Raw genomic sequence first — 16,638 nt, forward strand, 5'->3', positions numbered from 1 at the left:
CAATATCTTTTTTATTGTGTTCAACTGTCCTTGACATCATCTACTTAATATCTATTAAAATACCCTGTACTCGTTCATATGGAGATGCAGAACTTTTCCAGTCTCCTCGTGCTTCACCAATATAAAGCATATTTTCTTTTGAAGGAAACATTTTACCTTCCTTATTAAATGGCATTAAAAATAAATTATAAACTAATGGTGATTGTCCATTCTTGTCTTTAAATTTTGGAGAAGTTGCAACATATTCTCCATAAGTAATCTGCTTATTAATAGAACTTGAATGCGGTAATTCAATATGATCTTTACTATCACCATATCTATAATATTTAGCGTCAATAATAAATATAGAATCATCTACTTTCATGATTGTATCTGGTTCAAGTGCAGATTTTGATCGTTTACCTTCATTAATAAGATACCACGATGTTTTTGGAAAATATAAATTCTTATTATCTTCACCAAAATTAAAATCAATCATTTTTTCCCAAACATATTCAAAATTATTAGTCCCAAAGAAAAACCTTGTATTGCGCCCTTTCCACCCAATATATTGTATCATACAAAGCATTCCAGAAAGTAACGCTTTATTTTGAGTATTATTTTCTACACGAAGTTTTTCCTTAAGTGAAACCACAAAACTTTTTTTTCAAATACTATAGATGGTTTTCGCATTATATTTTCAAAAAAAAGAAAACCAATTTTTTTATAAGCTTCATAAACACAAAATTCGTTTATCTTTGTAATATAATTTGCCATATCAACTTTTGATTCCTGTGATATAGTTTTAAGATAAACAAAACAATCATCTTGTGGATATGCTCTCTGAGTTTTTATAGTCTTAGTCCAATTCTTAGGTCCTTTACCATTAACAGTAAAATCGTTCATTTTCTGTATAATAACCACGATTATAATAATCATTAAGAACAGTCATATAAGCTTGAATTGGAAAGTTAACTTCTTCAGAATTTTCTATAAATAATTGCGGTAGTAATCTTTCCTTTATTCCTGAAAAATTAGTTAAAACTCTAATCAAAAGTTTAATGTCCTTTTTTTGTTCATCAACTGTTTTCCCAAGATTATACCCAATAGGAAAACATATTTTAATTAGATCTCCATCAAAACGAATTCCAACAAAAGTATCTGTTCCTTCATTTGTATTCACATGACACTCATATAAAGGGGATGTTTCTATTTCTATATCATATCTCCTTTACTAATACTAATTCAATCCAAAAATATCATTATTAAAAATATCTAATCTTTTTTTACCTTTTGATGTTTCAAAAGCTTTAATTAGTTTTTCAAGACTATCATATTCACTCTTAAATACATCATCTCTTGTAAATTTAAATGCATCATCCCACAAATATTTTAATACTTTTTCAGGAAAATTATGATTTTTATCATCGGCTTCATCTTGAGTAATACCATCATCTGTAATATAAAAATATAAATCTTCTTCTGTTATAAAATAAGCTCCAAGTCGCTTATCCTAAGATGATGTCATACCAACATTTTTCGTTATAATTAAGTTATTAATTATATCAGCAGAAACTGACCACTTAATTTCTATATCAAGAATTTCCTTATTTGCAATTTTTGATTTTTTAACATCATTTTCAACCATACGCATATTCCATCTTCTTTGAAATGCAGTATCCAATGTAAAAACATTTTGATCAGATGTATTCATTGTGGCAAAAATAAATAAATTTGAAGATAATTTAATTTTTTCTGATATATTACCATGTATATACACTTTTTTAGCTACATCTATATTATTAATTTCATACTCACTATTTCCATGATTATCTCTATCAAGCAACTGGAAAATATCTCTAAAAATTGCTGGAGCATTACCTCTATTAATTTCTTCTATGATCAAACAATATTTTTTTGTAGGATTATTATATACTGCAGATAATATTCTTGTAAATGGTCCTGCTGAAAACTCATATTTTATTTTTCCTGTATTTGAATCTGTAAATGGCAATATCTGACCAACAAAATCTCCATATGTATAATCAGGATGGAAAACAACTCTTTCAATTTCATCAGAATCTTTACAATATTTATTTTTTATAATATAACTTTTACCACATCCAGGAACACCATATAATAAAACATTTATTCCACCTTTAAGACGATCTAATTTATCTATTATATTTTCTCTTTTTTCAAAATTTTCTATAGATTTATCATTATATATTTCAAGATTACGCAGACGTGTTTCATATTTTGATAAAACTTCTGGAGCAATTTTAATACATTTAGTTCCAATTGGAAATCTTGTTTCTTCTGTAAAAAATCCAAATTTAACCAAAGTTATAATAGTTGCTACACCAGAAACATAATTTTTTTCTTCTCTGCTTAATCTATAATCATCTTTTAAAAAGCCATCAGGATATTTCCTATCTTTATTATGTATAACTTTCAATTGAGAAAGTACATCAGTATAGCTCATATCTAAGTCTACTAATTTCCAGAGTAAAAACGAAAATTCACGATACGTTAAATATCCCATATCCAAAATAGCTCTAACATATACTGAAAGTGGCTCAACATTTGAAAAACTTTTAGGAGATCCATGGTTATCTCTTCCAAATTTTACTTTTTCCAAAACATCCATAATTACTTCTTGAACTTTAGTAATACTATTAGATTTAATCGCTTCATACATCTTTTTCCCAAAAGTTATTATTCGTATCTTTGAATTTAATTTTTTAATATCTTCTTTAGATGTAAATCCAAAATATGAAGTTATCTTTACACAATCTTTTTGAATTTCTTGGTTATCTCTAATTATAGTATTTAATTTAGCTTTATATTCCTCATTTGTAATCCAATCATCAGCCTCATAAAATATATGAAGAACAGTTTTAACTTCATCTAATGTAACACTATACTTAGACATTATTATTTTCCCCATTTTATCCCTCCTTCTATCATTAGTAATCCTTAGAATACTTCATAATTTTACAAAAATATTTTTATAATGTTATATCATATACCATTTATGGCAACAAGTAATTATACAGCTTATTTCCAATATATAAACATTGATTAAAATTAATGTTTCCCCTTTTTAAAGAAAAAAACAAGTCTTGAAACTCTACATCTGATTGGCATAAAAAATATAATATAATCTATAAATAACGAACATGCAAAACTTAGCATTATTTTTTACAAACAAAAAATGATTAGATTTTACTCTAATCACCTTTTTGTTCTATGCATTGCAACTCACCACTACTTCATAATTACCCACTGACCTAATTTAGTTGAACCTTCATATCTAATAAGTCCAGCTTTCCTCATTTTAGTTAAATGATAACGCACACTATCAACAGTAAAATTTAGTTTCTCTGACATTTCTTTCGAACTTATATGCGGATTTTTAGCAATTATCTTAATAATATCTTCATGTTTCATGGTAGTTTTAGTAGTAGTTTTCATGGTAGTTTCTTTGGTAGTACTACCATTAAACTCTTTCAAAAATTCTTCATTCACGCTTATAAATCTTCTTCATTATTCGAATAAAATTTAAGCTCAGGAAAGCCATTTTCTAATAGTGCATCCTTTGCACGCCTTATGCCTGATCCATAAGACTCTATCAAATTAAGTGAAAAGAACATATCTTTAAGTTCTTTGTTAAGATACTGTATTCTATCAAAACTTCTATCCCTGTTAAGAGCCTCAATGGTTACTGGCGGAAGTAGTCTATTATGATTCACAAAAGAAATTCTATCTTTGTAAATGTATATTCCTACATATTCAGGCCTGTCATAAATGATGTTAGGATACTTAAGATTAATTATTATCCATCTCATCATTTAGTAATCCTACGTTTCTAAATTGTTCTTTGTATCTCCACAAACCATATCAATGCAAACATTCACATCAATATAATTTTTATGGACTTTTTTACATAATATTTGTAAAACTACTTAAAATTAAAGATTTTCACTATTTCTCTCTTTGTATCAACGCTATGCACTCCACATGATGTGTTTGTGGAAACATATCAAAACCTTTTATAAATTTTAACTTATATCCATATTCTTTTAAAATTGCAATATCTCTAGCAAGTGTAGTTGGATTACATGAAATATATATTAATTTATTAATATTACTCTCACTTACTCTCTTTAAAACAAAACTATCTATTCCTTTTCTTGCTGGATCAAAAACTATATAATCTATATTATTTTTCTCTAAAACTTTAGATATAGTTTCTTCTACTTTTCCAACTATAAATTCAACATTATTTATATTATTCTCATTTCTTGTTTTTATTGCTGCACTAACAGATTCCTGAACTACTTCAAGTCCTATAACCTTACTTGCTTTCTGTGACATTATCATAGCAATAGTTCCAGTTCCTGAAAATGCATCTATAATATTCTTATTATCATATTCACCCAAAAGCTCTAATGCTTTTAAATACAGTTTTTCAGTCTGTTTCTTATTAATTTGAAAAAATGAATTAGGGTATATTTTAAAATTAATTCCAAATAAATTTTCAACAATATATGAAGAACCTGCTATTTTAATAAATTCTTCTCCAAAAATTACATTATCAATTTTATTTTTTATTGATATATATATTGATTTAATTTCAGAATTTTCATTATACAATTCCATTAAAGTATTTTTCAAACGACTAATAGATGATTTACCGTTAACAACTAACACTAACATCACTTCACCCATATCATTATTTCTAATAACACATGTTTTTAAAAATCCTGTATTAGTTACATCATTAAATACCTTATACTCTTTTTTAATTCCCTTATACTCATTCAATTTATATAATAGTTTCTCTAATATTTTTGTTGCAATATTAGATCTTAAATTTACTTCATTACTAACAAATATTTCATGTGATTTCTTTTTAAAAAATCCAGTTTTTATCTCACCATTTATCTTAATAAATGGTTCAGCAACTTTATTTCTATAATTAAAAATATCATCTGATTTTTCAACATAAATATCTTCTTTTATATCTTCTTTCGCTATTCTTTGCATCACATCTTTTAAAATCATAGACTTACATTTAATTTGTGCATCATAATTCATCATTGCAAAATCACAACCTGAGTAATCTTCAAAAGTAATTTTATCAAGTGATATTCTATCTACAGAAGGTTTAACAATTTCATATATTAAACCTCTTGCATATGTTTTTTTTATAGATATTATTTTTACTTTAAGTTCATCTCCTGGCACTGACATCGGTACAAAAATTACTAAATCTTCATATTTAGCTATACCTTCTCCACCAAATACTAACTTTTCTATTTTAACATCAACTATATCATTAATTTTCATTCAAAAACTCCAAAGCATTTTTTAATTGAACCATCATTCCTATTCTTATTGCATTTTCATCTACCTTAAATTTTGGATGATGTAAATCATATATAGCACCTATTTTTTCATTTTTTACTCCCAATCTATAAAATGAACCTTCTATTTCATTTAAGAAATATCCTACATCTTCTACATCCATCCTAGATTTTTCAATCATCACACAATTTTCATAACCTAAAATATCTTTTACATTTTTCTCCAAGAATCTAGTTTTCTCCTCATTATTTATAACTGGCATATAACTATCTTTAAAATCAATATCTACTGTAGCTCCCATACTTTCAACAAATTTAGGTAAATTATTTTTTATTTCATCTACTAACCATTTTTTTAAATCAAGAGTAAGTGTTCTAATAGTTCCAGTTAATACAGCCTTATCTGCAACAATATTTTGTGCAGTTCCAGCATTAAATGTTCCTACAGTTATTAAAGCGCATTCTCTTGCATCTATTCTTCTACTAATTAAAGATTGTAAATATTCTACAACCTTTGACCCTACAACTACAGTATCTATCCCTAGATAAGCTAATGCTGCATGCGATGCAAACCCATTTATAGTTATTTTAAAAGTTGATGAAGTGGCATGTAATTTCCCATATTTTATACCAATTTTCCCTGCTTCTATTTCTGGTGCAACATGAAATGCAAAAATAGCATCTGCTTTAAAATCATCATTAACTCCTTCTTCAAGCATTCTTTTCGCACCACCTATAGTTTCTTCAGCTGGTTGAAAGAAAAATTTAACATTTCCTTTCCATTTATCCAAGTTTTCAGATAAAATTTTAGCTACTCCTAATTGTACACTTGTATGTACATCATGCCCACAAGCATGCATTACACCTTTATTTTTCGATTGAATCTCAAAATCACTTTCTTCTAATATTGGTAATGCGTCCATATCTGCTCTAAATGCAACTGTTTTACCTTTTCCATTTTTTATATACGCATATATTCCAGTATCTGCAACTCTCTCATATTCTATATTTTGTTTTTTTAAAAATTCTTCTATATATTTTGATGTATTATATTCACATTCACTTAACTCTGGATTTTCATGTAAATACCTTCTATGAAGCACTATTTCTTCATAAATATCATCCACTATTTTTTTTATAAAATCATTCATAATCCTTCACTCCATTTTCTTCATATTTTAACACAAATAAAATTGTTTATCAACTAAGTATGCGTAAATACTTGATTTTAAGATATTTATAATATATAATTATGAAGAAGGGAGTGTATTAAATTATGTACGTACAATCAATTGATAGAGCTATGAATTTACTTGAAATACTATCTCAAGGAACAAATTTTTCATTATCTGAGTTATGTAAAAAAAGTAAATTAAATAAGACGACTACTTTCCGTATACTACATTCATTAAAGGAAAATGGATATGTTAAACAAAATAAAAAAGGACAATATTGTCTGACATTTAAAATGTTTAGAGTTGGAAATAGGATCATTCAAAATATTGACTTTACTCAACCAGCAAAAAGCTATATTACAAAGCTTGCAGTCGAAACAAATCAAACTATACATTTAGTTATTAGAGATGGAAGTCAAATATTATATATCGATAAATTTTCACCTGAAAACACTTCAAATAATATGGAATGGTCAAAAATAGGTAGACGTGCTCCTATGCACTGTACATCAGCAGGTAAAGCAATACTTGCTTACTGCAGTGAAGAAGACATCATTAATATTTGGAATCAAACTGATATAATAAAATATACAGCAAGAACTATAGTTAATCTTGATATATTAATGGATAATCTTAAACTTGTAAAGAAAAATGGATATTCTGTAGAATATGAAGAATATGAACTTGGATTATATTGTATTGGTTGTCCTATTTTTAATGCAAAAGATGAAGTATGTGGTTCTTTAAGTATTTCTATACCACTTTCAGAAAAAGAAAATTCCAAAGCTTTCTTCGTTGAAAAAATTAAAGAATGTTCTAAAAAAATATCTAAAAAATTAGGTTATGATATATCATAAAAGTAACATTTATTAAGGTGACACAAAAAAAAATTTAAACCAGAGACATGTCTCTGGTTTTTAGTTTATTTAATATTTAATAAATACATTTATAAACCATCACTTTAATTATTTATTAATATAACATTTGCAATAGCGAGTGTTTCAGTATGACTTAAAGAAATATCTCCATCAATTAATTTTCCATTTACATATAAAAATGGTTTACCTGATTCGGAATTAATTATTTCAATTTTATTTAAACTAATATCAGTTATTCCAGTACCCAAAGCTTTTAAATATGCTTCTTTTGCAGCAAATCTTGCACTATATGATTCATATTTATTTATTTTTTTTTCACAATACTCTATTTCTTTATCACTAAATACTGTTTTTAAAAAATGATCACTTTTTTTTATTGCTTTCTCTATTCTTTTTACATCAACTATGTCTACTCCTATTTTAAACATATATTATACACCTTCAAAGCATTTTCAGTAGTTTTTCTTTTTACTTCCTCTACGTCCACTTCTTTTAATTCAGCAATTTTTTCTGCAACATATGAAACATAAATTGGATTATTTAACTTACCTCTAAAAGGTGCTGGAGTTAAATATGGCGAATCTGTTTCAAGTACTATTTTATCTAAACTTATTTTTTTTATTAATTCATGGGTTATTTTATTATTTTTAAATGTTACAGTTCCACCTACACCTACATAAAATCTATCTAATAAATGTTCTATCATATCATAACTACCAGAATAACAATGAAATATACCTCTTAATTTAGGATAATCATTTATTATTCTAATAGTATCTTCTAATGAATCTCTAGTATGAATAACTACAGGTATATCTATCTTTATCGCATTTTCTATTTGCAATCTAAAATATTTTTCTTGTTCTTCTTTAGGGTCATTCATCCAATAGTAATCCAAACCTATTTCTCCTATTGCTACAACTTTTGGATGATTAATTGCTAAATTTAACATTTCTTCAAAATCTTTTTTATCGAACTTAGATATATCACAAGGATGATATCCTACTGTAGCATACATAAAATCATATTTATCAGCATATTTAATACATTCAAGGATACTTTCCATATCACATGATACATTTACAGCTAAATCTAATTTTTCTTTCATTTCATTTATTATCGTTTCTCTATTATTTAAATATAGTTCACTGTATATATGTAAATGAGTATCAATTAAATTTTTCATAAAGACCTACTTTCATTTTTTATATATATAATATCATATTTTTTATTGACAATGCAAAAAAATTATAGTATACTTATTGAGATGAAAGAACGTGTGGATAAGTGGTAGAGAGGCCGAATACACTTCCCTGCTAAGGAAGCATCCGGGCATAAACCTGGATCGTGGGTTCAAATCCCACCTTGTCCGCCATTTTTTCGTATGTACCTGTAGCTCAACTGGATAGAGCATTTGACTACGGATCAAAAGGTTGTGGGTTCGACTCCTACTAGGTACGCCATTAAAACATTAAACCACTTAATATATAAAGAGCTTAAAGCTCTTTTTTATATTTGTTGATATTATTTTCATATTTCTAAATTACCTTTCAACAATGTTTCTATTTTCTTTAATAATTTTCTAAACAGTGATATCATTAAACTAAAACCACAAAAATTATATTTTTTAGAATTTTATATAACCATATTTAAAATTGACATTTTTATACTAAAAAGATATAATTAATTAGAAAATATTGGAGGTGTAATTGTATGAAAGCATTTGAAATAAGTAAATGGATATTAGAAAAAAATCCAAGTTTGTGTTTCGGAACTTATGATGGTAATGTAAAATTAAATAAATTATTGTATTTTTCTAATCTAATGTATTACACTCTGTATGATGAAAATTTAATAGATGATAAATTTACAAAATGGGATAATGGTCCTGTAATAAAAAGTATATATGTGGATTATAGATATCATGATTGTAAAGAAATAAAATCAAGTAAATCCATAGAATTTGATGATAAAGTTAAAAAAGTAATAGATATCATAAATTTTGTATATTCAGATAAAACTGCTAACGCTTTATCAGATGAAACACATAATCATAGTATTTGGATAGAGCAACATAAAAATGGATATATTGATTTTTCAAGAATCGATGAAAAAGAAAAAAAATTAATGAGAAAAATTTACTCTTGTTACAAAAATATTGATTTTGATAACTTGAAATTAAAAGTTGTAAATGAAGTTAAATACTATTATTTTAAAAATGAACTTGAAATTACAGATGAAATTATAAAACAACTAGAAAATAATGTTACAAATGAGGAATACATATTTTTAGAAGTTTATAACGGGGAGCTGATTTTTTCTTAATGGATATATGTATATTTAAAATCAAATATTCAACTGATCCAACTAAATCTCTAAATCCTCACCAGCATTTCATAGGATATCAAGATAATAATTTAATAATATTCTATTCTATTTCATCAATATTAAAAAAAGAATATAAAGTTTACCCAGACGGTGAAGAAAATCCTAATTATTATATATTAGATGATGATAATTATATCAAATGTAATTTTAAAGTCCCATCTTTTATAAATTATTCCGAAGCTCATTCTTTAATGTTAAGTGATGATATAGACATAACTAAATTAGATAATAGAAACATAGATGAAGATCTAAAAAAGAAAATATTAAAAAAAATCGAAGATGTGAAGAAAAAGGGTAATTATACTGAATACAGTATTGACCCAGAAAAATTTAAAAAATATAATCCTAAATGCTCAAGTTTGTATTAAAAATACTCCTTGAGCATTTAATAATATATAAAGGGCTTAAAGCCCTTTTTCATTTTATATTTTCATACTTTTCAATTATTTGCCACGCATTATTTATTTTGTTTGTAATTTCAGTGGCTTTTTCTTTTTCATTTTTATCTTTAAAAAAATCTGGGTGATATTTTTTTAGCATCGTATTCCTACCCTTTTTCTTAACATCAAAAGAATCAGAAGGACTAATTCCCAAATATTCACAAGCTTTTTCATATTCGTAATTTGTTTGATCATATTGATAAAAATTGTTACCATTTCTATTATTATAAAAATTATTGAAATCTTGTTCTGTATATGTTGTAGTGTTAAATTTTATTCCAGAAAATTTAATAATTATATATGCTATAAAAATAACAAATACTGCAAAAGTTATCACTGGAATAAAAAGTACTATTCCAATTAAAATAAACATGATTCTTAATAATACTCCAGTTAAAGTAGTATTATTACTCTTTCTAAAAAATGACATAGCAAATAATCCAAATAATATTGCTATAATATTTCTCATTTTATACCTCTCAATTCATTGAAAATTCTCTTATTTTTTCAGATAAAATATACATTTGTCTCTTAAACCAACTTTTTTTCTTTATTATCTCAAATTCAGATAATTCTTCTTCAAAGAATATTTTTAATTTATCATAATGATGATGATTAATGTAATATTCATCTATTTTACCTATTAATTCAGTAGGAATTTCATCTATTTTTAAATCTCTAGAAACATCATTAATTCTTACATAATTCTTTTCCTCTAGAATTTTACTTAAAATGTATTCTGTATTTTCTACTGATGTTTTCATTGTTGTTTTAATTAATGGAAAAGCCATTGAAATCAATCCAGAATCTTTTTCATCAATTTTCAAAAATTTCATAATCATATTATCTAAAAAAGAATTAATTTTAAACATCTTTCTTATATTAGCATTAGAAATATCTGCCTTATTGAATTTAAGTTTTTCTTTACCTGTACCAAGAGAAAGTATTTTAACTTCTTTTAAACTATTTACTCCTAGATTAAATGATTCTGCAAGTCCTATTAATGATGGATTATTTGAAAATAATGATCCATCTACATACATTTTGTTTTTAAATATATGTGGTGAAAAATATCCAGGTGCAGCTGCAGAAGAAATTATAGCATCTTTTAAAGAAAATTGTTCATTTTTATTCTTTATAACTTCATCATAACTTTTAACAATATTAATTTTTGAGTCACTTAAATTAACACTTGTTATCACCAATTTAGTTTTTAAATCTGAATAATCTAAATCATTAATATATTTTTTTACTACATTCTCTAAATTATGATTTTTATACAAAGAACCAAATAAAGCTTTTTTTCCATTTGATTTTTCATTAAAAATTTCTTTATAGCAATCATTATATATCTTTAATATCTCTTTGGGTTGTATACCTGAAGCCAATAATGTAGCAATAATAGAACCTGTACTTGTACCTATAATAATATCAAAATATTCATGATACTCAATATTAAAATCCTTTTGTATTTTATCTAACATCATTATTGTATATATACCCTTTAATCCTCCACCATCTAAACTTAATATTCTCATTTATTTCACCTTTACCACTTTATTTCAGAAACATCTAATTTAGTTTCATTTATTACTATTTCTTTCACTTTAGCATCTTGCATATATATTATCTTATCCGCCACTTTAGCTATTTCAGAATTATGTGTCACAACTATTACTGTAACATTCTTTTCCAAACTTAAATTTACTAATATCTTCAATACTTGTTTACCTGTATTAAAATCTAAAGCACCTGTTGGCTCATCACATAATAATATTTTAGGATTTTTGGCAATAGCTCTTGCAATAGAAACTCTCTGTTGTTCTCCCCCTGATAATTGCGAAGGAAAATTATTCATTCTATTTTCAAGTCCTAAATCTTTAAGAACTTCTGTAACATCTATATCCTCTTTTACTAATTCTGATGCTAATTCAATATTTTCTTTAGCAGTTAAATTAGGTAATAAATTATAGAATTGAAATATAAATCCAACATCATTTCTTCTATACCTTGTTAATTCTTCTCTAGTGTAATTAGCAATATTCTTATTATCTATAAATATATTTCCTGAATCAGCTATATCCATTCCACCTAAAATATTTAATAAAGTTGATTTTCCTGCACCAGAAGAACCTAGTATTACAACAAATTCACCTTTATTTATCTCAAAATTTATATCATTATTAGCTATTATTTCATTTTCTCCAATTATATATTTTTTTTTAAGATTTTCGATTTTAATATAACTCATGAAATACCCCTTTCAGATAATATATTCAATTATAGCATTATTTAAATGTATAATTCAATAAAAAAGGCTAGAAAAATCTAGCCTAATACATTAATATTAATGTTTACATCCACAACCACATTCATGTTTTTTGAAATCAATAACCATACGTCCTTGAATAGTTCCTTTTTCCATTTCATCAAATATATCTAATGCATCTTCAATTGGTCTAGTTTGAACTACTGGTACTACTAATCCCATAGCTCCAAAATCAAATGCTTCTTTAAGATCTTCTCTTGTTCCTACTAATGATCCTATGATTTCTATTCCTTTCAATACTGTTGCAACAATTGAAACATCCATAGTTTCTGAAGGTAATCCTACTGCAACTACTCTTCCTGCTGGTCTTGCAGAATCTATAGCTTGATTGAAAGCAACTTTAGATACAGCTGTAACAACTGAAATATGTGCTCCAATTTCTGTTAATTCCATAATTTTCTTAACTGGATCTTCTTTTAATCCATTTATTACATAATCAGCTCCAACTTCTTTAGCTAAAGCTAATTTATCATCATTAATATCTACTGCAATTACACGAGTATTAAATACTTTTTTAGCATATTGAACTGCTAAGTTTCCAAGTCCTCCTGCTCCCCAAATTACTACCCATTGTCCAGGTTGAGGTCTTCCTACTTTAATCGCTTTATATGTAGTTACTCCTGCACATGTAATTGAACTTGCTTGAGCTGGATCTAATCCTTCAGGAACTTTAACTGCATAATCAGCTGTAACTATACACTCTTCAGCCATTCCACCATCTGCTGAATACCCAGCATTTTTAACAGATTGACATAAAGTTTCATTTCCTGTAACACAATATTCACATCTTCCACATCCTTCAAAGAACCATGCTATAGAAACTCTATCTCCTGGAACTAATGAAGTAACACCTTCAGCAACTTCTCTTACTATCCCTATTCCTTCATGTCCTAATACTCTTCCAGATACTTTACCAAAATCTCCATGTGCAACATGTAAATCTGTATGACAAACTCCACAATATTCAACATCTACTAAAGCTTCTCCTGCTTTTAATGGTCTTAATACTTTTTCAACTACTTCAACACCATTTGATTCTTTATTAACTACTACTGCTCTCATTTTAGCATCATCCTTTCAAACAAAATAATATTTTCACTAATAATATACCATACTAACACTGAATATTCAAATAGAAAATTTTAAAATTCAGTGTTAATTATTTAACTATAAATAGCAATAGATAATTCTATAAGAAAAAAACACAAGTAAATACCTGTGTTTTAGATTTTTTCTTTTTATTTAACTTAAAAACCAAATTCAGTGTTAACCAATCTCTCTCATTTTGTAAAGGAAAACACCGAGTGCTATAGATACATTTAAAGATTCAATTTTACCATATATAGGTATTATTGCTTTTTGATGTGAAATTTCTAGAAACTCATCTGAAACTCCTCCACCTTCATTACCAAAAATATATGCATTCTTATCTTTTTGTAATTTAATTTCCCTATAATCTATACTTTCTTTAATTAAAGCTGTAGAAACAATATTATATTCATTATCTTTCAAAAATTTTATAATATTTTCTTTTTCTTCATATATGACATTAACATTAAATATGCCCCCCATAGTTGCCCTAATAACCTTAGGTGAATAAACATCAACCGATGATTTAGTTAATATAAGTGTCCTATAATTAGTAGCTACTAATGTTCTAATAATAGTTCCAATATTTCCAGGATCTTGTATAGCATCTAAAATAATTAAATCTCCAGATAATTCATGTAAATTAGATAAATGTTTAGAATATATAAACAATATTCCTTGACTATTAGTCTGAGTAGTAATACTATCAAATAATTTATCAGAAAGTACAGTTAAATTTTCATATTTTGATATATTATACTTATTTTCATAATATGTATACTTACTTTCTTTTACTATAACTTTAGAAAAATTATTCTTTTCTTCTAAAAATTTTTCTCCCTCAGCTAAAAATACACCTGATTCATCTCTATATTTCTTATCATTTAGTTTCTTAATTAATTTATAATATCTATTATCTGTACTTACTATTACATCTTTCATTAGGCCATTACTCCTAGTTTTTCTCCAGCCAATATATGATAATGAATATGATATACTGTTTGACCTGCATCAGAATTAATATTAGTTACAACCCTATATCCACTTTCATTTACACCAAGTAATCTTGCGACTTTTGCTACTGTTAATTGTAATTTTCCTAATAAAATTACATCTTCTTCAGTCGCATCATCTAAATTTTTAATTTCTTTTTTAGGTATTACTAGTACATGAATTTTAGCTGCGGGAAAAATATCTTCAAAAGCTAAAAACTCGTCATCTTCATATACTATTTTAGCAGGTAATTCTTTATCTATTATTTTTTTAAATATAGTTGACATTATTCTATCACTCCATTTCCACAAGAACACTCAATTTTTGAAACCCTATCACTATGTCTACCACCTTCAAAATCAGAGCTTAAAAAGGCATCTATACACGATTTTGCAAGTTCAATTCCTGTAACTCTTGCACCTAATACTAATATGTTTGCATCATTATGTTGTCTTGATAATCTTGCACATAATTCATTTGTAACCAAAGCTGCTCTAATTCCAGATATTCTATTTGCAGCTATTGATATTCCTATACCTGTTCCACATATCAATATTCCAAAATCTGCATTTTTATCTAATATATTTTTTGAAACTCCTTTAGCTATATCTGGATAATCTACAGAATCTATGCTATCAGTCCCTATATTTAATACTTCAATTCCTTTTGATAATAAATAATCTACTAATTGATTTTTAAAATCAACACCTGAATGATCATTTCCTATTGCAATCTTCATATTCATCACCTTTCGTTTATTTAATATAAACTAATTTTAACATATATAAATTGAATTTTAAAGAAATAACAACATTTTTTGTTAATTTAAAAAATTTTTATAATCTAAATCATTTAACATTTTTTTTACATTTTAACCTATTTTTCCCAAGTATATTTCACTCCTGTTCTTATTTTATTATTAGTTCCTATATATCCAGTGTCTATAAATCCTATACTACTAAAATATTCCATGTCTATACTAATTCTATTATTAAACTTATACTCCAATTTTATTCTTGGTGTTAGTTCAGCATCCATTCTATATTGAATACCTTCATTATTTTGTGCTGCTTTTTTAATCTCATATCTATTATCTAAATAAGCAGATAATTTTCCCAGAACACTTATACTAGAATCATTTCCTAATTTTTTCTCAAATTCATATCCTATATATGTTTCAACTACAAATCCATTATAATATTCAGATTCTATTGCATAAGTAACATTATCATTACTTCCTCCACTGCTATTACTCATATTATTGCTATTAACAGTAATATTTTGGTTTCTTTTACTATAGTAATTAGAATATATACCAGATATTAATGTACCCTTGTAATCTTCACCTTTTAACAAATCATTTTTGTAATCCACTCCTGTACCAATTAATAGATAGTATGGAATTAATCTTCCATTTGTATTTGAATGCCACATAGATAACCATAAATCAAAATCACTAACTAATTTAAAATTTTTACCAAAATCATACTTTAACTTAGTATCTAACTCATATCTATTTTCTTTTTGTTTTTGACTATTTGAAACTCCAAAATTATAATCTACATAAAATGAACTATATCCACCTTTAACATTTATACCCAAATCTTTTATCTTTTTATTATACTCATACTTAAACCTTATTTTATTATACTCTAATTTTAATTCAGCATTACCAAACTCTTTAAAATTTAATCCAAATGATAACCATGTTTCTAATGTATTTAATGATACTTTATCATTAAGCTTATTTAAACCTATTCCTCCTGATAGTTTTAAAAATTCATATAAAGTTACTGATCCATTAAAGTCCTTACTATATCGTATTTGTTCATTAGATGAATATGAAGAAATTTCACTATGTATGTTAGAACTTAATTCAACCTTTACCTTCTTTGAGTTATTAAAATCAAATATCTCACTACTAGATAGTGTTAAGCTTGATATCATGATTAATAAAAATATTCTCTTCATCAATCTCCCCTTCCACTACCATCT

22 protein-coding genes and 2 tRNA genes are annotated in these 16,638 nt (G+C 25.9%); 5 read left to right on the forward strand and 19 right to left on the reverse strand.

Translation table 11 applies throughout. The annotated features are described in order from the left end of the window. Nucleotides 1-40: 40 nt before the first annotated feature. From BUE91_RS01615 to BUE91_RS01645, 9 genes are all read right to left on the reverse strand, one after another. Nucleotides 41-634, reverse strand: coding sequence for an LlaJI family restriction endonuclease (locus BUE91_RS01615; protein WP_073507733.1), 594 nt, complete (start codon nucleotides 632-634; stop codon nucleotides 41-43). Beyond that, nucleotides 604-918, reverse strand: coding sequence for an LlaJI family restriction endonuclease (locus BUE91_RS07670; protein ID WP_083573714.1), 315 nt, complete (start codon nucleotides 916-918; stop codon nucleotides 604-606). The genes BUE91_RS01615 and BUE91_RS07670 overlap by 31 nt, the downstream gene beginning before the upstream one ends. Further along, nucleotides 866-1,162, reverse strand: a complete 297-nt coding sequence (locus tag BUE91_RS01625) for an LlaJI family restriction endonuclease (protein ID WP_073507735.1) — start codon at nucleotides 1,160-1,162, stop codon at nucleotides 866-868. The genes BUE91_RS07670 and BUE91_RS01625 overlap by 53 nt, the downstream gene beginning before the upstream one ends. 57 nt (nucleotides 1,163-1,219) lie before the next feature. Next, nucleotides 1,220-1,366, reverse strand: a complete 147-nt coding sequence (locus BUE91_RS07040; protein ID WP_156470631.1) for a hypothetical protein — start codon at nucleotides 1,364-1,366, stop codon at nucleotides 1,220-1,222. A gap of 126 nt (nucleotides 1,367-1,492) precedes the next feature. Next, a complete protein-coding gene (locus BUE91_RS01630; RefSeq protein ID WP_073507736.1) occupies nucleotides 1,493-2,929 on the reverse strand; it encodes an AAA family ATPase in 1,437 nt (478 codons plus the stop codon). Nucleotides 2,930-3,249: 320 nt separating this feature from the next. Further along, nucleotides 3,250-3,510, reverse strand: a complete 261-nt coding sequence (locus BUE91_RS07260) for a winged helix-turn-helix domain-containing protein (protein ID WP_219335342.1) — start codon at nucleotides 3,508-3,510, stop codon at nucleotides 3,250-3,252. A 2-nt stretch (nucleotides 3,511-3,512) separates the two neighbouring features. Beyond that, complete coding sequence (locus tag BUE91_RS07265) at nucleotides 3,513-3,833, reverse strand: ATP-binding protein (RefSeq protein ID WP_219335343.1); 321 nt, start codon at nucleotides 3,831-3,833, stop codon at nucleotides 3,513-3,515. A 133-nt stretch (nucleotides 3,834-3,966) separates the two neighbouring features. Beyond that, nucleotides 3,967-5,334 carry a 23S rRNA (uracil(1939)-C(5))-methyltransferase RlmD gene (rlmD, locus tag BUE91_RS01640; RefSeq protein WP_073507737.1) on the reverse strand — a complete coding sequence of 456 codons (1,368 nt, stop codon included), beginning with the start codon at nucleotides 5,332-5,334 and terminating at the stop codon, nucleotides 3,967-3,969. Then, nucleotides 5,324-6,502 carry a M20 metallopeptidase family protein gene (locus BUE91_RS01645; RefSeq protein WP_073507738.1) on the reverse strand — a complete coding sequence of 393 codons (1,179 nt, stop codon included), beginning with the start codon at nucleotides 6,500-6,502 and terminating at the stop codon, nucleotides 5,324-5,326. The genes rlmD and BUE91_RS01645 overlap by 11 nt, the downstream gene beginning before the upstream one ends. A 125-nt stretch (nucleotides 6,503-6,627) precedes the next feature. On the opposite strand from BUE91_RS01645, the gene BUE91_RS01650 reads away from it, so the two are divergent. Beyond that, nucleotides 6,628-7,383 (forward strand): IclR family transcriptional regulator, encoded by a 756-nt coding sequence (locus BUE91_RS01650; RefSeq protein ID WP_073507739.1) that lies wholly within the window; start codon nucleotides 6,628-6,630, stop codon nucleotides 7,381-7,383. A gap of 104 nt (nucleotides 7,384-7,487) precedes the next feature. Here the strand turns inward: BUE91_RS01650 and acpS are convergent, their stop codons facing one another. After that, the gene (gene acpS / locus BUE91_RS01655; protein ID WP_066900740.1) at nucleotides 7,488-7,832 is read right to left on the reverse strand and encodes a holo-ACP synthase; all 345 of its coding nucleotides are present in this window, start codon (nucleotides 7,830-7,832) and stop codon (nucleotides 7,488-7,490) included. After that, nucleotides 7,820-8,590 (reverse strand): TatD family hydrolase, encoded by a 771-nt coding sequence (locus BUE91_RS01660; RefSeq protein WP_073507740.1) that lies wholly within the window; start codon nucleotides 8,588-8,590, stop codon nucleotides 7,820-7,822. Before BUE91_RS01660 ends, acpS begins: the two co-directional genes overlap by 13 nt. Nucleotides 8,591-8,685: 95 nt before the next feature. On the opposite strand from BUE91_RS01660, the gene BUE91_RS01665 reads away from it, so the two are divergent. From BUE91_RS01665 to BUE91_RS01680, 4 genes are all read left to right on the forward strand, one after another. Beyond that, nucleotides 8,686-8,779, forward strand: a tRNA-Ser gene (locus tag BUE91_RS01665). Between the two features lie 11 nt (nucleotides 8,780-8,790). After that, nucleotides 8,791-8,867, forward strand: a tRNA-Arg gene (locus BUE91_RS01670). Nucleotides 8,868-9,117: 250 nt separating this feature from the next. Further along, complete coding sequence (locus tag BUE91_RS01675; protein ID WP_073507741.1) at nucleotides 9,118-9,729, forward strand: Panacea domain-containing protein; 612 nt, start codon at nucleotides 9,118-9,120, stop codon at nucleotides 9,727-9,729. After that, entirely contained in the window at nucleotides 9,729-10,160 is a 432-nt protein-coding gene (locus tag BUE91_RS01680; RefSeq protein WP_073507742.1) for a hypothetical protein, read from the forward strand. Before BUE91_RS01675 ends, BUE91_RS01680 begins: the two co-directional genes overlap by 1 nt. 49 nt (nucleotides 10,161-10,209) lie before the next feature. Here BUE91_RS01680 and BUE91_RS01685 read toward each other — a convergent pair whose 3' ends face one another. From BUE91_RS01685 to BUE91_RS01720, 8 genes are all read right to left on the reverse strand, one after another. Next, nucleotides 10,210-10,701, reverse strand: a complete 492-nt coding sequence (locus BUE91_RS01685) for a J domain-containing protein (RefSeq protein ID WP_073507743.1) — start codon at nucleotides 10,699-10,701, stop codon at nucleotides 10,210-10,212. Nucleotides 10,702-10,711: 10 nt separating this feature from the next. Beyond that, nucleotides 10,712-11,770, reverse strand: a complete 1,059-nt coding sequence (locus BUE91_RS01690) for a patatin-like phospholipase family protein (protein WP_073507744.1) — start codon at nucleotides 11,768-11,770, stop codon at nucleotides 10,712-10,714. Nucleotides 11,771-11,781: 11 nt separating this feature from the next. After that, nucleotides 11,782-12,483, reverse strand: coding sequence for an ABC transporter ATP-binding protein (locus BUE91_RS01695; protein ID WP_073507745.1), 702 nt, complete (start codon nucleotides 12,481-12,483; stop codon nucleotides 11,782-11,784). 96 nt (nucleotides 12,484-12,579) lie between these two features. Next, nucleotides 12,580-13,623, reverse strand: coding sequence for an alcohol dehydrogenase AdhP (gene adhP / locus BUE91_RS01700; protein ID WP_066900753.1), 1,044 nt, complete (start codon nucleotides 13,621-13,623; stop codon nucleotides 12,580-12,582). A gap of 204 nt (nucleotides 13,624-13,827) precedes the next feature. Next, entirely contained in the window at nucleotides 13,828-14,592 is a 765-nt protein-coding gene (locus BUE91_RS01705) for a TrmH family RNA methyltransferase (protein ID WP_073507746.1), read from the reverse strand. Next, nucleotides 14,592-14,930: a histidine triad nucleotide-binding protein gene (locus BUE91_RS01710; RefSeq protein WP_073507747.1), complete on the reverse strand. Its 339-nt coding sequence runs from the start codon at nucleotides 14,928-14,930 to the stop codon at nucleotides 14,592-14,594. The genes BUE91_RS01705 and BUE91_RS01710 overlap by 1 nt, the downstream gene beginning before the upstream one ends. Beyond that, the gene (gene rpiB, locus BUE91_RS01715) at nucleotides 14,930-15,382 is read right to left on the reverse strand and encodes a ribose 5-phosphate isomerase B (RefSeq protein WP_066900759.1); all 453 of its coding nucleotides are present in this window, start codon (nucleotides 15,380-15,382) and stop codon (nucleotides 14,930-14,932) included. The genes BUE91_RS01710 and rpiB overlap by 1 nt, the downstream gene beginning before the upstream one ends. Before the next feature lie 137 nt (nucleotides 15,383-15,519). After that, on the reverse strand, nucleotides 15,520-16,614 hold the full coding sequence (locus BUE91_RS01720; protein WP_143605274.1) for a hypothetical protein: 1,095 nt from the start codon (nucleotides 16,612-16,614) through the stop codon (nucleotides 15,520-15,522). Nucleotides 16,615-16,638: the final 24 nt, after the last annotated feature.

This window comes from Streptobacillus notomytis (genome assembly GCF_001902585.1).
GTDB classification, from domain to species: domain Bacteria; phylum Fusobacteriota; class Fusobacteriia; order Fusobacteriales; family Leptotrichiaceae; genus Streptobacillus; species Streptobacillus notomytis.